This window comes from Microcoleus sp. K4-B3 (assembly GCF_036704615.1).
GTDB lineage: Bacteria > Cyanobacteriota > Cyanobacteriia > Cyanobacteriales > Microcoleaceae > Microcoleus.
The window spans coordinates 1-18,619 of record NZ_JAUBSF010000009.1; the positions used below are offsets into that span (position 1 = coordinate 1).

Consider the following 18,619-nt stretch of genomic DNA (forward strand, 5'->3'; position numbering starts at 1 on the left):
GAGACATACAGCAGATTGCACATTAATTATTCTCTTAGTATCCCTGATTTTGGATCATTTTTTCCTTGGATTACTCTTAATGGTTCAGCATCGCCGTCGAGACTTTATGGCAAAAGTAACTGAAGACTACAATGGTTCAGCCCGGAAAATAGAAAGATTTCTATGATGGAACCCTTAATAGTGTTCAACTCGGCTTACATGAACAAAGATAATCTTGGGTTTCTTAAATCTTGAACTTGCCAAGGATATTGACTTAAAAAGTGATGCAAGGATTGTTCATTTGCTAATCCTACCACTTGGGCACTCGCTGGTAGAGCTTTACGCGGTATTGAGGAGAGCCTCCCTAGATCTAGAGGCTTAAATGCCTCAAAACTTCTAACATCTGAAAACAAATTTCTCTAATAACCGCAATATTCATCGATACAATTAAGGGTAGGTGAAGCAGCAGGGGCTTTATCCATCTACGGCAATTGGGTTTGAGCAAGAATTTTTCTTGATTATACTCTTCTCACAGTGAAAGAAGAGCGATAAGCCGAATCAGGGAGATGTAGATCAGGGCCTGTGAGCAAGCCGGTAATCGCCGATCGTCCTTGCTCAACCGTCGATACCAATTGAGCCAACCAAAAGTTTTTTCAACCACCTATCTTTTTTTAAGTAAAACAAAGCCTTGGGTCTGTTGCAGTCGTAAAACCACCTGAATAATCCATCCCAAGCTATCCATCACCCATTTGAGAAACGGATGACGGCTGTCACCTCGATCGATCCAGATCAAATACAGCCGTGAAACCCTTTGTCCCATCTGGTAGACCGAAAGAGAGAACCTGTTTGCTCGCTTCACGTTCAGTAACACTTGCTGCTGTGACCACCACAGCACTAAGCCGAAGGTATCAACGGCAGTGTGGCGTTTTCGCCCCTTACTGCATGAAGGCTTTGTCAAACCTGACCCTCTGATGAACCATCGTTGCAGTGGCAACTGTTGAAACCAGGTTTTTTGCGGATGGCGCGTCCAAGACAGATTAAAAAAGCAGTCCTCAGTGTTTGCCCGAAGGAGGAGATCGAGGGCATTGCAGTTTGTCCTATCTGGGGAATACGGGGTAAAGTAGCGGTAGGAAAGATTTATCCATACTTTTACTAACTGTGCTACTTTCATTGTTAGCTGTAAACTATCATGCGGGAAATCTGCCAGAGCGTGGAAACCATCTTTCAACTGCTGTTAGACGAACTCAAAAAGTCCACTCGCGCGTCTGAGCAGAACTGCCGGGATGTAGCAGGACGACTCGCAGCAGAAGTCAACAGGATATGCACCGAAAGCCAGCGGATTCAAGCCTCTGGAGATATAGAAGGTTCAGCCCAGAGCCTCGCTCAGCACCGCTTGCAACAATGCCTCCACTATTACAATTTAGGCTCCGGGCCCGGGCGAGTAGAATTGCACAGTACCCTCAGCGCGATCGTCTATCGCTACATCACCCCACCCCAGGTGCAGTCTAGCTATCAGGCGCGAGTAGAATTGATCAAAGATTTTTTGCAAGGATTTTATCTCGAAGCTTTAAAGGCATTCCGGCGCGAAACCCAACTGCCACCCACCTACAGTCCCCGGACTCGCTTAGAACTAGCAGAGTACATGGCCTTTGTAGAGCGCTTTGGCAAGCGGCGCATTCCTTTGCCTCGGAACCGGAGCCAGCAACTAATTATTTTACGGGCCCAAACCTTTTCCCAGCAGCAGCCCAAAGAAACCTCCGTAGATATGGAACAAGCTGCCGACGGAGGGGCTTCTGATTCCGACCAAACTTGGAACGACACCTCGGTGCACTCCGTGCGGGAAGCGATGGCCGGACAGGGTTCGGCGGCAATTCGTCCGCTAGGCGACGAGTCAGAATCTCTGCGGCAAAACGTGATTGACGAATTAGTCGCTTACTTGAAAGAGCGCAACCAACAAGACTGCGCCGATTACTTCGTGCTGCGCTTGCAAGACTTACCGACTAATGAAATAGAGTCGCTTCTGGGCATAACTCCCCGCCAAAGAGACTATTTGCAGCAGCGCTTCAAGTACCATTTGCTCAGGTTCGCCATGTCGCACCGCTGGGAACTCGTTCACCAGTGGCTGGAAGCAGACTTAGATCGAAATCTGGGTTTGCTGCCTTCTCAGTGGCAGGATTTTGGCGAGCAAATTGGCCCAGAGGGACAGCGTTTGCTAAAGTTGAAACAACAGGGTCTGTCAGAGTCAGCGATCGCCCAAACCCTGGGCAGCACGGTAGCCCAGGTACAGAAGCGGTGGTTTAAATTGCTGGAACTTGCGTGGGAATTGCGAAATCGTTCAGATTCCGGAGAAGGGGCATCTAGTGATGAATAACGAAACGAACAGGGATGCAGAGGCTTTCGAGCGCCATTTTTTAGACTGGATATTGCAGGCGCCAATCGCGAATGCCTCTAGCCAAGATGAGGACAACCTCAATCCGTCCCCTCGCTCACAAGAGTGGGGCGACACAGAAGAGAATTCCGGGGTGGAATACTGGGAATGGGACGAACCAGACCCGCTGGACTATCAAGTGGGGGCGCACAGCAATGCACCCGCACAACCGCTGACAATTGGAGAAATACCGACCGTGCAAGACCGTTTTCAGACCTTGTTAAAACAAAGGCTTAGAGCCGAAATTGAATCCAACCCGCCGCTGTTCCCCTGGGAAACAGAATTCAAAAGCTACGACCACGATTACCCAGACGATGTAGCCCCGCAATGGGTTCCTCCCCTGCACCTCTGGACTCCCCAACTACAAAATATCAGGTGGGGCCGCCTGCCAATTCCGATCGCCCAAGGGGTTTTTGCTCAACTGCTAGAACCTTGTCAGGAACTGGTAATGTCGTCGCTGCGGCAAGGCTCGAAGTTAGTTCGCGCTGTAGATGGCTTGTTTCCGGGCCAGTCTCAGGAACTCAACGAATTAGCTGGTTTAGTGCTCAGAGGTTCTTTGCGGGGACTTCTAGATTTAGAAGATTTCCCGAATTACGAAGCAGCGAGTACCGATCAACAAATGGTGCTGTCGCTGTTGGCCGCCAAGGAAATCATTGAGTCTCTAACTTTGGATTGTCCTGTGAATCAGCCGCCGGTTTCGCGGGAGTGGCTGACTGGTTTGGGTTCGCTGACTCTGGAGGCTCAATACCTGTCGAACCGCAACAGAGAACAGCCAATGCCGTGTTTAAGAGTTGAGTGCCAATTTCCGGGGGCAGGAAGTTTGGAACTCAAGGGAGGAGATGCCGAAGCAACAGCACATCGTCCGAATTCCGGGCATTTAAGTGTGGAGTTGTTTGATCCACAACCTGACAAGACTTATGCCCTAGAAGTTCGATTCCAAAACTTCGAGACCCGACCTTTGATGTTTGCTATTCGTCCTATTTTGGCAGGACAAGATAGCAACTAGAAAGGTATAATTAGAGTAAATAATTTAGGTTTTTACTCTGTGGTTTGACCTCACACAAAAACAGATGCAATCCCTCGACTTCTGTCGTGGAAAGCAAAAAAAAATAGATATTAGTTAAAACCCAGATTTATCTGTGAAGTTAATCTGTGGATTCAATCTAAAATCTAATGACAGAAAAATAAGATTTAGATATTAGTTAAAACCCAGATGTATCTGTGGATTCAATCTAAAATCTAAAATCTAAAATCTAAAATCGTTGGATGGGTGCACATGACAACTGATAACCTGCGAAATATACCTGTTCTGGGTAAGCTGTGGGAGCAGATAGAGGCCATGCCTCCGCCGGTGATTGAGGATTCTTTACTGCTGCGAATCCTAGTTCAGTTGTTGGTAATTGTGGGAATTGTAGCTACTGACGTTGCTGCTGAAGAAGCCCTGAACCTGTGGGCTGTGCCTGTTAGTATTGTGGGAGCAACTTGGAGTTGGTACCGCCGCCGCGATCGCAATGTAGCTGCTAAGTTCTGCATAGCTATTGGAATGCTGGTGGCACTGTTCGCTTTTTTTAGCCGCTTGGTGGGAGAATTGAATGATACGCGGTTAGTTTTGGCGCAACTGTTAATCCAACTTCAAGTGCTGCACAGTTTCGATTTGCCTCGCCGCAAGGATTTAGGCTATTCGATGGTAATCGGGCTAATTTTGTTAGGGGTAGCAGCGACTCTCAGCCAAACCTTGACTTTTGGGCCGCTGTTGTTGGTGTTTTTGGCTTTAGCGCTTCCGACTTTGGTGTTGGATTATCGATCGCGCTTGGGATTTTTGAAGCCAGAAGCCATTGGCGAAAAAGCACAAGGTAAAGGGAAAAATGAAAGCCTGTCGCTATTTGCTGCTACTTTATCCCCAAAGTATTTTGCTTGGCTGCTGCTGATAACTGTCGGGTTGGGGCTGACTATTTTTGCGTTTTTGCCGCGCCTCCCTGGCTATCAGTTGCGGACTTTTCCGGTGAGTGCTCCTATTGAATATCAGGGCGAGTTTGACTCGCGCAGCATTTTGAATCCTGGGTATGTCAGGGGAGGAAACCAAAAAGGAACTGGCGGAGGTAAAGGGCGAAACCCAGACTCTGGGCCAGGAGAGGTAGACTCTACTTTTTATTACGGTTTCAACCAGCGCATCAATCAAAATTTGCGGGGGGAAATGAAACCCCAAGTGGTGATGCGGGTGCGATCGCAGGCTGCGGGTTTTTGGCGGGTGTTAGGCTTTGACAAATACACCGGTCAGGGTTGGGAAATTTCTCGCAACGACGACGCTTTTAAGGTGAATCGACCTAGGTGGTCTTATCAATTTTTTCTGAATCCTTTTCCCAATGCGCCTCGCACTCAAGAGGTGATTCAAAGTTATACTATTGTTGCTCAGTTGCCGAATTTGATTCCGGCTTTAAACAAGCCGAGGGAACTTTATTTTCCGACGCCAGAGGTGGCGATTGATGCGGAGGGGGGTTTGCGATCGCCTGTGGAATTGGCAGAAGGTTTGACTTATACGGTGATTTCAAATGTGCCTTTTCGCGATCGAGCTTTGTTGGGAAAAACTGGTACTAATTACCCGAAAAATATTCGCAAGTTCTATTTGGATGTGCCACCGGAAATTGCCCAGAAGGTGCGACAAAAAACTGAAGACATATTGGCGGCAAGAACTAGAGTATCTCAGTCGGACAGACCGATCGATTCTCCTTACGAAAAAGCTTTGTATTTGGCTCAATATTTAAAGCAAAATCCGAATTACAAAATAGAAAAAGCTTTGCCTTACTTAGAAGAAAGTGAAGATTTAGTCGAGGGTTTTCTGTTTGGCTACAAAAACACCCAGGGTGGCAAAAAAGTTACCGGTGGATATCCCGACCATTTTTCGACGGTACTGACAATTATGCTGAGGTCGATCGGGATTCCGGCGCGACTGGCGGGGGGTTTCGATACGGGGGAATTTAACCCGTTTACGGGTTTGTATGTTGTGAAAAATACCGATGCTTTCTTGATGACCGAGGTATATTTTCCCAATAACGGCTGGTTTGCTTTTAATCCGATTCCCGGTTATCCGCTGATTCCGGCTTCGGTGGAAGACAACCAGACTTTTAGTGCGCTGGAATCGTTTTGGAAGTGGATTGCCGGTTGGCTACCGACTCCTCTCAGAAGCGGGCTGGATTCAGTTATAGGTTTTGTAATTGGCTGGATCAGTTTGATTCTGGGCTGGTTTCTGGGACAGTTTGCTAAGGGTTGGGTGGGTTTATTTACTGGTTTGATTAGTGCGATCGGCTTTGGCTTTATTGGCTGGTTAATTTGGCAAGTGTGGCGCAAGTGGCGCCACCGCCGCTGGCTGGCGAAGTTGCCGCCGGTGGAGGGGGTTTATCAGGAAATGTTGAAGGATTTGGCGAGTAGGGGATTTGCCAAGCAGAAAGCTCAAACGCCTTTGGAGTATGCTGAGGCAATGCGCGGGAATCATGCAACTGATGAAGCCGAGGTGATTGATGAAGTTTCGCAAGCTTACGTGCGGTGGAAGTACGGGGGCGAAGCGGGAAATTTGAGTCAGTTGCAGCAGTTGGTGGAAAATTTGAGGCGATCGCACTTGAAGAAACTGAAAAAGTTAAGATAAAAATCAGCGATCGAAATCGCTTCTACACAAGTAGGAGTTACGGAGAAAAACCTTCATAACCGGGTTTTTTGCCCCGTTAAAGGGATGTAACGCGTCTTCAGGGCAAAAACTCGGTTTCTGGGCTCCCATGCGTAATATCAAATCTGGTGGCCTCGGATTTGATATTACCCACTGTCAGGACACCGCGCCAGGCCGTTTCCCGAAAATTAATCGGGCGATGGTTACACCTCTCATGGAGGGCGATCGATTATTTTCGGGTAGGGAAACGGCATTGCCGTGTCCAGAGTTGCTAAAGAAGTTGGGTATATAAGTATTCTGTTTTTTTATTTACTGTGCCTATCGAATCGGGAGTTCGACACCGAATTTTTGAGCTAAATCGGTGACATTGTTGGTAAAATCTGTCATGTTTGCGATCGGAGAAGCCATACTCCCCGCAATCGCTAAAATAGCAACCAATTTTTTCGCAATGAGTTTCAGATTGCGCTTTTCTTTGGGTTTCTTTAGTTGTTCTTCCACGTTGCCAATTTCCATCAACACTTCTTCGCGTTCGTCTTCGGGGAATTGTGCAGCGGTTTCACGCATGGATGAAATCAGTTGCAGAAGTTCGGCGGTATTGGCGTTATTAGTTTGATTAAATTGATTACCGCTAGCTTGGGCATTATCTTGAAATTGGGTGGCGTTAATTCCGGAGAGATTAGCACCTTGCAAGTTGTTTGTTTGGGAAGAATCTTGATTCATGCTGTTACCGTCGAAGTACAAGTTTAAAGTGTTTACAGTTTTCTGAGTTCTCGAATAATCTACCGCAGGCGATCGATCGATTCCAGGGACTTTCTCTTGGGAATAGTCTGGAAAATCCTCGATTAAGCCCCGCACCTGGACATCTTTATATGGCGGTTCTCCACATTCCACTGTGTACTTGCCATTTGCCAAACGGCGGCGCAAATCATCAAAGGCATAGGAAGAGGGATTTTGGCTACCTTTGCATTCGGAACAATTGCAGGGAATTAATTCTTCGTATTTGAGGCGCTTATCGTAACTATCATGAATTTCCCGGAGTTTGTGACGAATGCTATTTAGGAGATAGTTTTTCGGGGTTCCAGATACGCGGATGCGGATTTCTCGTTGATGATAATTCTCGATGACTTCGGCTTTGGCGTAGTTGTCTGCGAGGAGAACGCCGTCACGCCAGACAATATCCCGTCTAGCAGCACCTGAAGAGAGAGCGATATTGGGGCGGCAAATCAAGCGGTGCATCTCTACAATCAGCCTGGTGATGATGCCTTTGGGCATAAAGTCGTATTTGTAGCGCACTATCAGGTTGTCGGTGTCGTCCCAGTCGTACTTTGGTGCTTCCAAGGGGAGGCGTTGCGGGGCGACGTAGTGTCCCCGTTGGCCGGGGATTGGGTAGCAAATTTTGAAGTTTTCCATGAGCTCAAGTAGCTCATCGTGGAGGCCTTGGTATTGTCTATCGATCCAGATTTCCCTGAGGTTTTCGTCGGTGAAGTATCCACAATTGGCGATGACTTGTTCGTTATCGGTGACTTTGTAGACGGCGTTGGTTGCCCATTCGGGACGCAGGATGACCCAGTTGAGGAGGATAGATTTTTTTTTGTCAGCATTTGTTTGGAAGTGGAGGATAATACCCAAGTCGTGCAAATACTTGCTCAGACTCAGCATGGCCTGTTCGTCAGACTTGTCGAAGCCGTGGGTGGCGCAGATGTCGTAGAACTCAGAGACTTTGATGTGGGTTTTGCGCTGGGCGTAGTTTTCCAGGACGTGGCGGACTTTTGCCCAGTGTTTGGGGATGCCCTTACTGATGTGATCCAGGGTGGTGATGCGGTTTTGTAGGGCGCGCTGGAGGGTTTCGAGTCCGCGATTGTCGGCGAGGTTGGTGGTGAGGAGTTTTTCTAGGTTTTCAAAGTCACCGCGCAGTTGGGAAAAGTTGATTTCGCAGCGGCGGTCTTGTTTTTCGTTCTGGACGAGGAAGACGGGACTGCTGTTGCTGAGAAGTTCGATGATGTTCAACCAGTAGCAGAGGTTGGGGTTTTCGCGGCGGTTATCGACGAGGAGGATATAGAGGGAACGTTCGCTGAGGAAAAATTGGTGCGTGGCGTGGTAGATTTCCTGTCCGCCGAAGTCCCAGATGTGGACGCGGAAAGGTTTGCCGTTGGCTTGTGGGAATTCCCAGCGGATGACATCGATGCCTTCGGTGCTGGGTTCTTGTTTTTTTAGTGGGTAGTCGGGGTTGAGGAGTTTGTTTGCTAGGGTGGTTTTTCCCGATTCGCCTTCACCGACAATCAAAAGTTTAGCTTCGTTGAGTTCTTCGGTATCGTTGGGATCGCGGGTTTGGAAGTAGAAGTCGAGAATGGTACGCAAATCGCCAGCATCTCCATAGGATCGGCTGTCGCCCAGGATTTCCGGCGGGATTGGCATCGGATTACCCCGCAAATCTAGTTTTTCCAGCTTCTCCATGCTACGAATCCCCTCTGGGATGGCTGTAATCTGATTGTTCCAGAGGCAAAGCTGTGCCAGATTCGACAGTTGCGCGATCACCTCTGGGATGGAGGTAATCTGATTGTAATCGAGGGCAAGCCCTGTCAGATTCGACAGTTGCGCGATCACCTCTGGGATGGAGGTAATCTGATTGTCACTGAGGTCAAGCCGTGTCAGATTGGACAGTTGCCCCATCGCTTCTGGGATGGAGGTAATCTGATTCCTACGGAGGGAAAGCTCTGTCAGATTGGACAGTTGCGCGATCACCTCTGGGATGGAAGTAATCTGATTGTTATCGAGGTCAAGCTGTGTCAGATTCGACAGTTGCCCGATTGCCTCTGGGATAGCGGTAATCTGATTGCCCAGGAGGTAAAGCTGTATGAGATTCGACAGTTGCCCGATTGCCTCTGGGATGGAGGTAATCTGATTGTTATCGAGGTCAAGCTGTGTCAGATTCGACAGTTGCCCGAGCGCCTCTGGGATGGAGGTAATCTGATTGCGACTGAGGTTAAGCTGTGTCAGATTCGACAGTTTGCCGAGCGCCTCTGGGATGGAGGTAATCTGATTGCGACTGAGGTTAAGCAGTGTCAGATTCGACAGTTGCCCCATCGCCTCTGGGATGGAGGTAATCTGATTGTAATCGAGGGCAAGCCCTGTCAGATTCGACAGTTGCCCCATCGCCTCTGGGATGGAGGTAATCTGATTGCTATCGAGGTTAAGCAGTGTCAGATTGGACAGTTGCCCGAGATCCTCTAGGATGGAGGTAATCTGATTTTCACTGAGGTTAAGCAGTGTCAGATTGGACAGTTGCCCCATCGCTTCTGGGATTTGGGTAATCTGATTGCTACGGAGGTCAAGCTGTCTCAGATTCGACAGTTGCCCGAGATCCTCTGGGATGGAGGTAATCTGATTCCTACTGAGGTAAAGCTGTCTCAGATTCAACAGTTGCCCGATCGCTTCTGGGATAGCTGTAATCTGATTGTTATGGAGGTAAAGCTGTCTCAGATTCGACAGTTGCCCGATCGCTTCTGGGATAGCTGTAATCTGATTCCTACTGAGGTTAAGTATTTTTAAGTTGGTTAATTGAAGAACAGCATCAGGAAACTCAGTTAACTTATTCCCAACCCATGTTGTTTTCTCTTCATCGAAATTGCCCAACAGCAAAGTCTCAAGCTGCGAACACTTGCCAATCTCCGGCGGCAATTCCTCCAAGTCCAGCCCCGACAAATCCAGTTGGGTCAATTTTTCCTCGGCTGCCCGGTGAATTCGCCGCACTGCTTCCTCTCGCGTCATGCCCTTTGTCTCTCGGTAGGATTCATTTTATTGTGACAGGAATTTTTGTTGGGTGGGGAAAGCCAGCAAGAATCAGGACACGGCAGGAATCAGGACACGACGGGGTACCGTTTCCCGAAAAGTAATCAGGCGATGATTATATCCGAGGGAGGGCGAGGTCGATTATTTTGGGGTAGGGAAACGGCATTGCCCTGTCCAGAGTTGCCTGCGCACCAAAACCAAAGAAACCGGGTGTTTTCCGTTTTCTACGGCTGTAACGCCTCTTCTGGGCAAGAACCCGGTTTCTGGCCACCCGCGCATCATCTGATGGCGATCGCCAAATTTTCACTCTTAATACAGCCTCACGCTTTCAATCATCGGTTTGATGAGCAACAATCAGGCGATCGATTTCTTCGTGATGGCGATCGTAATAACCCCAAACATTCTCTCTTCTCGAAATCTGGCACAAGAAGCACTAGCTGACAGTGAAGCCGAAGGATTTGGACTATGAAAAGATTGCTGAGAGCGAGGAACTGCGAGGAATAAACTTTGAATTACTGTTGTGCTGCATTAATCTGGTTAATCATGTAGATGCTATCAAAACTTTTCAGCAAGCACTCAAGAACGATTAAAATAAGTAAGGGTTTTCAACTCAGATTGAGTATCAACCCACATAAAAATACGCCCCCGACAATAGGTGGGGTTGTCTGTTTTAATATAAAAATTTTGATGCGGATAAAAGGACTTGAACCTTCACTCCTTTCGGAACCAGAACCTAAATCTGGCGCGTCTGCCAATTTCGCCATATCCGCATTTTGACATTCAAATACTATAGCACACAACAGAGCGATCGGTCAATCGATTTTAGATTTTAGATTTTAGATTTTAGATTGAAGAAAGCGACCCACTGATAAATCCGCAGGCTGATGACCAAATCGCTCGATCGCTCAACATCGAGAAACCCGGTCATTGTTGGACACCGGGTTCAATCATGAGTTATGGCCACAGCAATTTTCCGTATTTTTCACTTGTCACTTACTTTTGGCCGAGCGCTTTCCAGGTTGTTTCGTCCACCATGCCGTCAGCAGTAAAACCCTTAAATTTCTGAAAGTTCTTGACAGCCGTAGCAGTGCGAGCGCCAAAAATGCCGTCGATCGGGCCCGGATCGTAACCCTGTATTTCCAAACGCACCTGTAGCGTCTTTACCTTGGAACCGACAGCGCCTTTATTTAGAAGAGTTGGAGGATTGCCGGGAACAGCAGCATTGCTCTGAATTGGAGCATTGCTCTGCACAGTTTCAGGAGCAGGCGCCGGATCTGCTGCTAAAGCTGTCCAAGTTTCCTTGTCCACAATCCCGTCTGAGTTCAAACCCTTAGACTGCTGAAAGGCACTCACAGCGGAGGTGGTGCGAGAGCCATAGGAACCGTCGATCGTCCCTACCTTGAAACTGTGCACCTGCAAGCGCTGCTGTATAGCTGCGACTTCTGGCCCGTCAGCTCCCGCCGAGATAGTTTTCTCCTTTCTCACTGGCGGCTGCTCGCCCGCGTAAAAAGGCTTGTTAAACATATCTGCTTGGGAATTTCCCTCGGGCGATGCTGACGCACCCGGATCGGCGGGAGCCGTAAAGTCTCTGCGGTACTGTTCCTGCACCAAGGGTTGGGAGTCGAAAGCAGCAGTTGCCTTTCGGGTCAAGGCCGGAGCGAGCAGAGCGATCAAGCTGAAAATCGTAACAGTAGTCACACGCATAAATTTCATCCTGTTAGTGAGGTTTGACAAGGTTTCCCTGTTTTCTAGTTTCTCAATCTAATTGTATTACCCGGACTGCTTTATGAGACATATAGCAGAAGGAAGAAGGAAGATGACCCTTCGACTTCGCGAGCAAGTAACTAGAAGTCCGAAGAAAGGGGTAATCGACCGCATTGGTTTGAGCCCTTAAGAAGCTCCTAAGCGTTTGGCGCGGTTGCTATATCTGCCCCGGCCTCTAGAAGAGAAGTTCGGCAATGGAGACACCAGCACTCAGAAGTTGCGAGTTTGAAGTTACGTGTTAGAAGTAGGGGCCGGTTCGTACTATTCCTAATAAACCCGGTTGATTCGGAGATGTTTCGTTACCAAAGCCCATATTTTCGTAGAAACAACGTCTTTTAGCCTCAGTCTAATGGTACAAAACCTGCCGTTATTCACAAATCTTTACAGGCTGATTTTGTACAAAGTTGCTCTATGAGAGGCTAAGTTTTTTCCTTCAACCCCGCCGTAATATCAATTCCGGTTGTATCGGAATTATTAAACCGCTCTTGACGCAGAGGATAAGGAGAAACGGAAGAGAGACATGAATAATTCCGATGCCAACGTATTTGATATAAAAAGCAAAACTCGCCACCACTTATCGGTTCGCGTGTTCGGTCAATAAAGCCTTGGCTCTTGGCTTGTAAATTAGATAAAACAGCGATTCTATGTAGCGGAGCATATCTTCGCGGTTTTCCTTAGATGAGTAGTTCCAGAAACCGTAAGTCCGGGCCAGCGTCAGCAGCTTGGTAGTGTGAATTTTCCATGTATACGTGCTGTAAACTCGGTCAATTCCTCGTGTTGAAATTTCATACCAATAGTTGGGATTGTGTTCGCACTTCGATAAAAAATCTAGAATTTTTTGGGCGGTTTCCTCGTGGTTTGTCGGGTTGATATAAAACCCATTTATACCATCTTGAATGATTTCCAGCGGGCCGCCAAACTGCGTCCCGAAAGTGGGAATTCCGGTAATCATTGCTTCTAGAATTGTCAAGCCGAAAGCTTCAAATAAGGCTGGCTGAACAAATATACCTTGGCCGTCGGCGATTACCCGGTAGATTTCACCGGACAGGCTTTTGGACAGCCGCACTCCCAGCCAGCGAATTTTACCGTGCAGGTTGTATTGGTCGATAATTGCGTAAAGCTTTTTAATTTCTTCGGCTTCTTCGCAGTCTTCGGTTTCTTCGACCCTGAGCTTGCCAGCTACTAGAATTAAGTTGCATTTTTCTTGCAATTCCTTGCTTTTTCCAAACAATTCTGCTAAGCCTGTCAGGTTTTTAATGCGATCGAGCCGCGCCATCGAAAATAAAGGGCGCTTGTGCGGGTCGTCGAGTTTTCCAAAGACTTGTTCCGGATCTTCTAGAGTAAATAGCAGTTCGCCCGGCCGATCGCGATCGCCTTGCACCCGGTCTTCGATCCGCGTGTAGGGAAAGTACACACTTTCGTTGACTCCCGGCGGCACGACGTTGAATTTAGGGCTGAACAGTTCAATCCCGTTCACAACGTGGTACAAATCCGGCATGGTAAAACAATGGTAAGATTCGTATTGACCGACACTATCGGGTTTGCCCACAATCTCTTGATAGGTGCTGGTGACAATACAATTAGCTGCATTCATGGCAATTATATCGGCAGTAAATTGCAGCGAAAAATGGTATTTTTCCTCTGACTCTTGCCAGTAGAGATTGCTTAACAAATATTTAGATTTTTCCAGCGCATGAGCAATATTGCACTGAGTAGTTTTGAGTTTTCGAGACAGCAAAAACGCTACTAAGTTACCATCGGAATAGTTGCCGACAATTAAATCTGGTTTGCCCTGAAACTCAGCCAGCAATTCTTTTTCTGCATCGATCGCGTAAGTTTCCAAATAAGGCCAAATCTCGAATCTCGAAATCCAATTTTGAGTTAGTTTGGGATTGAACTCCCGGAATGGAACCCGCAAAATCCAAGCATTCTCTGTGCCGTGAACTTTTTCCAAACGTTCGTTGCAGCGCGTGCCGTCGCTGTTAGGAATTAACCGGGTGAGAATAATTACTTTAGGTTTGACTCCTAAACTATCGAGACCGGCAAGATGAATGTCTTCTTGCAGTTGTTTCTCTAAACTCTTGGCTTGATCGAGGACATAAACTACCTGACCTCCCGTATCCGGTCGCCCCAAAACTCCTTCTTGGCCGAACCAGCCGTGAGGAGAAACTAGGACGATGTTGAAAATCATCGGGATGCGAGAAATAAATGCTTCTAGGGTTTGCGGATCGGGGGCATCAATTAATTCGTCAAGAAGTCCTAGGGTTTCATGCACGCGGGCTGCCGTATTTCCCCAACCTGCCTCCAAACCCATCATTTGCAGAACCAATCGAAATTTTTCGTATGGTTCTTCTTCAGAAAGTTCGCTGACAAAGGTGAGGGCTTTTTTGATTTTTTCTGAAAGTTGTTCTTGGGATTTTATGCGATCGTTAATTAGTAATTGTACGCCGTTGCAGCGGTGAATGCGCAAGAAATTAAATAGAGTTTCCTGCGATTGTCTGGGGTCTTGAAACAGTTTGCTGGACAGGTATCGGTTGAGGAATTGCACTCCTTTGCCGATGTTTTTGGGGTCGCGAATTGTGGGGGAATAGTCGTAAAACGGGCCGAAATCTAGTTCTAGAATGTCGCTTTCTTGGGGGTGAAAATGGTTGACGAAGCGATCGCGCACGTCGAGCAATTCTTGCACTGTCATCTGCTCAACAGTCAAGTCGTCTGCAACTCGCAGTATTTCCATTGTAGCAATTTTTGGCAGCAGCAGGACGCAAAGACTGCCATCTTCGAGAATAATTTCCTGAACGTAGTAAATCAGTTTGCTTAAAAGAGAAGATTGATGGAACTGTTCGGGCTTTTCGTATTTGGTGCAGTAGGCGGCAAAAGCGTTAACTATGTCGTTTCGCAGTAAATATTTGTTTCCCAAAGCGCGTAAATCGCTGGCAAACTGACGCAAGTCGGTTTTTTCGTCGCTGGCGATAACAGCCTGAAAGAGTTCCGACATACATACTCCCTTATTTAAGACTTTTGATTTGCGCTGTGAAATTAGGCGATACTCAAACAGTATCGCCATTTTTTTTAGCGGCTAATTTTTTTGTAATTTTAAAGTCTGCAATCTGAACTTGCTATCCCTCAAATGACATAAAATTCCCCGTATTTGTGGCGAATGTAACGGACAAAGGGATCGATACTTAAAGGTGAACCGGTAACGCGATCGATCAATTCGACGGCGGTGTATTTGCGGCCGTGCTGATAGATGTTTTGTTTTAGCCAGTCGTGGAGTACGGTAAAATTGCCCTGTTCTATTTCTACGGGAATTTCAGGATTGATTTTTACGGCTGTTTCGTAGAATTGGGCGCTCATCAAGTTGCCGAGGGTGTAACCTTGGAACATTCCGCCGATCGTACCAACATACCAGTGAACATCTTGCATGGCGCCTTCGCTGTCGGTGGCGGGGACAACTCCCAGGTCGTTTTGATAGCGTTCGTTCCAGGCTTCGGGGAGGTCTCGCACTGCTAATTTTCCTTCTACCATTGCCAATTCTAGATCGAAGCGGATGGCGACGTGGAGGTTGTAGGTTACTTCGTCGGCGTCTGTGCGGATGAGCGATCGCGAGACTTTGTTAATTGCCCGGTAAAATGCGTCAGTAGATACCTGTCCCAACTGTCGCAAAAATACGCCTTGGAGTTGCGGGTAGAAACATTCCCAAAAACCGCGGCTGCGCCCGACCAAATTTTCCCAAAGTCGCGACTGACTTTCGTGCAGGCCGGAGGAAATGCCGCCTGCCAGAAGCGTGCCTTCAAATTCCGGGGAATTTCCGAGTTCGTAAAGGGCGTGTCCGGCTTCGTGGATGCTGCTGAAGAGTGCTTGATCCAGGTGATCTTCGTAGACGCGGGTGGTGATGCGCACGTCGTCTATGGAGAAGTTGGTCATGAATGGATGCAGAGTGGTGTCTTGGCGTCCCCGCTGGAAGTCGTACCCCATGCGTTCTACGATTGTGCGGGTGAATTCTAATTGCTGGGATTCGGGGAAGTGTTGGTGCAAGCAGGAGTCGTCGGCAGGAGGTTGGGAGGTAATGGCTTCGACTATCGGCACTAATTCTTGACGCAGTTGGGCGAAAAGCGGGCGCAGCAGGGATACTTTCATGCCGTAGTCGCTACGATCGATCAAAGGATCGGCGATGTGTTCGTATCCGGGGAAAAACTCGGCGTACTGCCTGCTTAATTCTAGGGTTTTTTCGAGATACGGCTCGACGGCTGCGAAATTGTTGGCTGCTCTGGCCGCGGCCCAAGCTTCGTAGCAGTCGGCTTGGTGGCGGCAGAGTGCTGACATGAAGGTTGCGGGGATTCTGGCGGCGCGATCGTAGTCTCTGCGGGCGATGCGGATCAGGCTGGCTGCGGTGGAGTCGTAGGGGAGGGTTTGTTCGTAGAAACGCAAGTCTTCTAGGAGTTCACCAATTTTGGGGTCGGTAAATTTTTCATGGGATATTTGTTTGAGTGTAGCCAACTGCCGGCCTCTGGCACTTGCACCTTTGGCGGGCATATAAGTTGATTGATCCCAATGCAGCAGCGACGAGGCTGATTCGATGTCGTTAACTTCTCTGAGGTGGGCTGCCAGTTGAGCGAATTTTGCTTGAGTTTTGTCTAGGGTTTGCATGATTGGGGTTTATGGTGCTGTTTTACCTACAAAGGTTGCAGTGCGGCATCCGTATCCATCAATCATCGCTACCCTGAAATCAAGCTAAAAACCGCACTTCTTCCCGTATTGTACGCAATTTAGAGTCATTTTTGCACAGTTTCCGGTATTTATGGGGATTGAGTTCGATCGCCTCGGACAAGTTTTCGATCGCCAGCCGGATACTGGTGGCTACAAGTTCGGGGCTGTTTGTGAGTTCGCCTGCTGCTTTTTCCAGGGCGTAAACGCAAGCTTTTTGATAGTAAAGGTTTGGATCGTCGGGGTTGAGTGCGATGATTTTATCGTAGGAGGCGATGGCTTCGGTAAATCGTTGAATTGTTTTGAGGGCGACGGCGCGGTTGTACCAGGCTTCGGTGTTGTCTGGCTGCAACTCTACCGTTTTGTCCCACGAGGCAATTGCTTCTTCAAAGCGTTGTAAGTTGGCGAAGGCTAAGCCGCGGTTGTACCAGGTTTCGCTGTTATCTGGCTTGAGTGCGAGGGCTTTGTCCCAGGATGCGATCGCTTCTTCAAATTGTCCCATTTGTGCGATCGCCGTGCCGCGTTTGTTCCAGGCTTCGGCGGAATTCGGCCGCAGTTGCAGGGTTTTGTCGTAAGAGGCGACGGCTTCCGGGTAGAGTTTTTCATCGGCTAGGGCTAAGCCGCGGTTGTACCAGGCTTGATGCAAGTCTGGTTTAAGTTCGATCGCTTTGTCGTAGGATGCGATCGCCGCTGTATTTTGGTTGCATTTTCTGAGGGTAAATGCTTTGTTGTACCAAGCTTCGCAGTAGTCTGGTTTGAGTTCGATCGCTTTGTCGTAGGAGGCGATCGCTTCTGATAATTTTTCTAAGCTGACGAGGGTGTTGCCGCGGTTCGTCCAAGCTACGTGGTAGTCTGGCTTGAAATTTATGGCCTGTTCGTAGGAGGCGATCGCTTCTGAGAGTCTGTTGAGCTTCCGCAAAACGTTGCCCCGATTATACCAAGCTTCTGGATGGTTTGGTTTGATTTTTAGGGATTTGTTGTAGGCTGCGATCGCTTCTTCTAGCTGACCCAATTTTCGGAGGGCTACGCCTTGGTTGTACCGCGCTTCATAAAATTTTGGTTCGAGTGCGATCGCTTCTTCCCAAGATTCGATCGCAGCTTGGAAGCGCCCCATTGCTTCTAGGGCGTTGCCGCGATCGTACAAGGTTTGAGCCTTTTGGGTGTTGACTGCTATGGATTTTTCCCCTGAGTCGATCGGCTTTTCTATGCTGGCTAATTTTTGCAAGGGGTTTCACCTCATTTTCTGTCTAATTGATTCTTTTCTTTTTTATATGCGATCTTTTTCGCCTGTGAGTGCTTTTAATCGCGACTGTTTGGTTATTTATGGCAATTTTACAGGAATTTGGGGACTTTTTCAATTTTTTTCATTCTAATGCTAGAGCTGGGATTTGGAAGTATAGATTAATACTAATTTTTTTATATGACTGCGTAGAAGAGAGGGAAGGGCGATCGGGCTGACAGGATTACGTTAAAAGCATAAATAACCGCGATCGCCACCCGATTTTTCAAACAAACCGGGTTTCTGAGCATTTATTCGGGGTTAAATGCTATCTGGATCGATGTTCAATTCGCGCAGTTTAGCAGCTAAACGTTGAGCAATTTGATTTGCTTGTTCTGCCCTTTGATCTGCTTGTTCTGCCCTTTGAGATTCTTGTTGGGCTCTTTGAGATTCTTGTTGTAGGCGCTGACGATCTAATAACCTCTCTGCTTCTAATTCCGCATAGGAAAGAAACTTTTCTCCATTAGGTCGATAAATTTCTAACCCATCTTCTCCCAACTCAAACCGCACACCTAATCTCGGACTAATCCATCCCTCCATCGGCTCAATAACTTCTAAATTTCCCTCAATTCTTTGCCAACCTTCCAACTCATTTCTTTCTGGATCGTAAAGGTAATACTCCTCAACTCCATGACGCTGGTAAAATGAAAGTTTTTTATTCATTTTAGTGTTGCTGTCGTTGTGGGAACGAATCTCAAAGACGACTTGAGGGCCAATATTATTCTCTCGATATTGTATGTAGGAAAGGCGATCGCCCTTTGGCCTCCCAAATATCACCATTGTATCAGGTGCTTGAGAAATTTCAGGTTTCCCCTCAACGGGATACCACAGTAAATCGGCGGCTACAAAAACGTTTGGGTCATCTTTAAACAGCGATTCGCAACCTTCTTTGATTTTAACAATTAATTCGTATTGAATTGTGCTTTCTGCCATTGGTTGACCGTCGCTGGAAGGATAAATGATTTCTTCGGTTGTGACTTGCATAATCGTTGTCTCCGAGAAGTATTTAATTTTAATT

At 47.7% G+C, this 18,619-nt stretch carries 10 protein-coding genes, 1 tRNA gene and 1 pseudogene; 4 read left to right on the forward strand and 8 right to left on the reverse strand.

Going from position 1 to position 18,619, the window contains the following annotated elements; all coding sequences use genetic code 11:
• Positions 1-508: 508 nt before the first annotated feature.
• A pseudogene (locus QUA78_RS06685) lies at positions 509-977 on the reverse strand (transposase); the annotation flags it as partial.
• Positions 978-1,168: 191 nt separating this feature from the next.
• Here QUA78_RS06685 and hetZ point away from each other — a divergent pair.
• The 3 genes from hetZ (at position 1,169) to QUA78_RS06700 (ending at position 6,047) form a co-directional block, all read left to right on the forward strand.
• The gene (gene hetZ / locus QUA78_RS06690) at positions 1,169-2,350 is read left to right on the forward strand and encodes a heterocyst differentiation protein HetZ (RefSeq protein ID WP_333398678.1); all 1,182 of its coding nucleotides are present in this window, start codon (positions 1,169-1,171) and stop codon (positions 2,348-2,350) included.
• A complete protein-coding gene (locus QUA78_RS06695; RefSeq protein WP_333398680.1) occupies positions 2,343-3,413 on the forward strand; it encodes a hypothetical protein in 1,071 nt (356 codons plus the stop codon). The genes hetZ and QUA78_RS06695 overlap by 8 nt, the downstream gene beginning before the upstream one ends.
• A gap of 270 nt (positions 3,414-3,683) precedes the next feature.
• Positions 3,684-6,047 carry a transglutaminaseTgpA domain-containing protein gene (locus QUA78_RS06700; RefSeq protein ID WP_333300718.1) on the forward strand — a complete coding sequence of 788 codons (2,364 nt, stop codon included), beginning with the start codon at positions 3,684-3,686 and terminating at the stop codon, positions 6,045-6,047.
• Positions 6,048-6,383: 336 nt separating this feature from the next.
• On the opposite strand, the gene QUA78_RS06705 is transcribed toward QUA78_RS06700, so the two are convergent.
• A complete protein-coding gene (locus QUA78_RS06705; RefSeq protein WP_333398682.1) occupies positions 6,384-9,833 on the reverse strand; it encodes a leucine-rich repeat domain-containing protein in 3,450 nt (1,149 codons plus the stop codon).
• Between the two features lie 364 nt (positions 9,834-10,197).
• Between QUA78_RS06705 and QUA78_RS06710 the strand changes: the two genes are divergently transcribed.
• Positions 10,198-10,323: a hypothetical protein gene (locus QUA78_RS06710; RefSeq protein WP_333300723.1), complete on the forward strand. Its 126-nt coding sequence runs from the start codon at positions 10,198-10,200 to the stop codon at positions 10,321-10,323.
• A 219-nt stretch (positions 10,324-10,542) separates the two neighbouring features.
• Here the strand turns inward: QUA78_RS06710 and QUA78_RS06715 are convergent.
• From QUA78_RS06715 to QUA78_RS06740, 6 genes are all read right to left on the reverse strand, one after another.
• Positions 10,543-10,624 (reverse strand) — tRNA-Leu (locus QUA78_RS06715).
• Between the two features lie 223 nt (positions 10,625-10,847).
• Positions 10,848-11,558 (reverse strand): peptidoglycan-binding protein, encoded by a 711-nt coding sequence (locus tag QUA78_RS06720; RefSeq protein ID WP_333300725.1) that lies wholly within the window; start codon positions 11,556-11,558, stop codon positions 10,848-10,850.
• A 634-nt stretch (positions 11,559-12,192) separates the two neighbouring features.
• Positions 12,193-14,613 (reverse strand): sucrose synthase, encoded by a 2,421-nt coding sequence (locus QUA78_RS06725; RefSeq protein WP_333300727.1) that lies wholly within the window; start codon positions 14,611-14,613, stop codon positions 12,193-12,195.
• 128 nt (positions 14,614-14,741) lie between these two features.
• Positions 14,742-16,265, reverse strand: coding sequence for a carboxypeptidase M32 (locus QUA78_RS06730; protein ID WP_333300729.1), 1,524 nt, complete (start codon positions 16,263-16,265; stop codon positions 14,742-14,744).
• A 79-nt stretch (positions 16,266-16,344) separates the two neighbouring features.
• The gene (locus QUA78_RS06735) at positions 16,345-17,547 is read right to left on the reverse strand and encodes a tetratricopeptide repeat protein (protein WP_333300730.1); all 1,203 of its coding nucleotides are present in this window, start codon (positions 17,545-17,547) and stop codon (positions 16,345-16,347) included.
• Between the two features lie 315 nt (positions 17,548-17,862).
• Entirely contained in the window at positions 17,863-18,585 is a 723-nt protein-coding gene (locus QUA78_RS06740) for a Uma2 family endonuclease (RefSeq protein WP_333300732.1), read from the reverse strand.
• Between the last annotated feature and the right edge of the window lie 34 nt (positions 18,586-18,619).

Bases quoted from the DNA above. Each gene is read 5' to 3' on its own strand.
- hetZ (WP_333398678.1), top strand. From the start codon at position 1,169: ATGCGGGAAATCTGCCAGAGCGTGGAAACCATCTTTCAACTGCTGTTA.
- QUA78_RS06695 (WP_333398680.1), top strand. From the start codon at position 2,343: ATGAATAACGAAACGAACAGGGATGCAGAGGCTTTCGAGCGCCATTTT.
- QUA78_RS06700 (WP_333300718.1), top strand. From the start codon at position 3,684: ATGACAACTGATAACCTGCGAAATATACCTGTTCTGGGTAAGCTGTGG.
- QUA78_RS06705 (WP_333398682.1), bottom strand. From the start codon at position 9,833: ATGACGCGAGAGGAAGCAGTGCGGCGAATTCACCGGGCAGCCGAGGAA.
- QUA78_RS06710 (WP_333300723.1), top strand. From the start codon at position 10,198: ATGAGCAACAATCAGGCGATCGATTTCTTCGTGATGGCGATCGTAATA.
- QUA78_RS06720 (WP_333300725.1), bottom strand. From the start codon at position 11,558: ATGCGTGTGACTACTGTTACGATTTTCAGCTTGATCGCTCTGCTCGCT.
- QUA78_RS06725 (WP_333300727.1), bottom strand. From the start codon at position 14,613: ATGTCGGAACTCTTTCAGGCTGTTATCGCCAGCGACGAAAAAACCGAC.
- QUA78_RS06730 (WP_333300729.1), bottom strand. From the start codon at position 16,265: ATGCAAACCCTAGACAAAACTCAAGCAAAATTCGCTCAACTGGCAGCC.
- QUA78_RS06740 (WP_333300732.1), bottom strand. From the start codon at position 18,585: ATGCAAGTCACAACCGAAGAAATCATTTATCCTTCCAGCGACGGTCAA.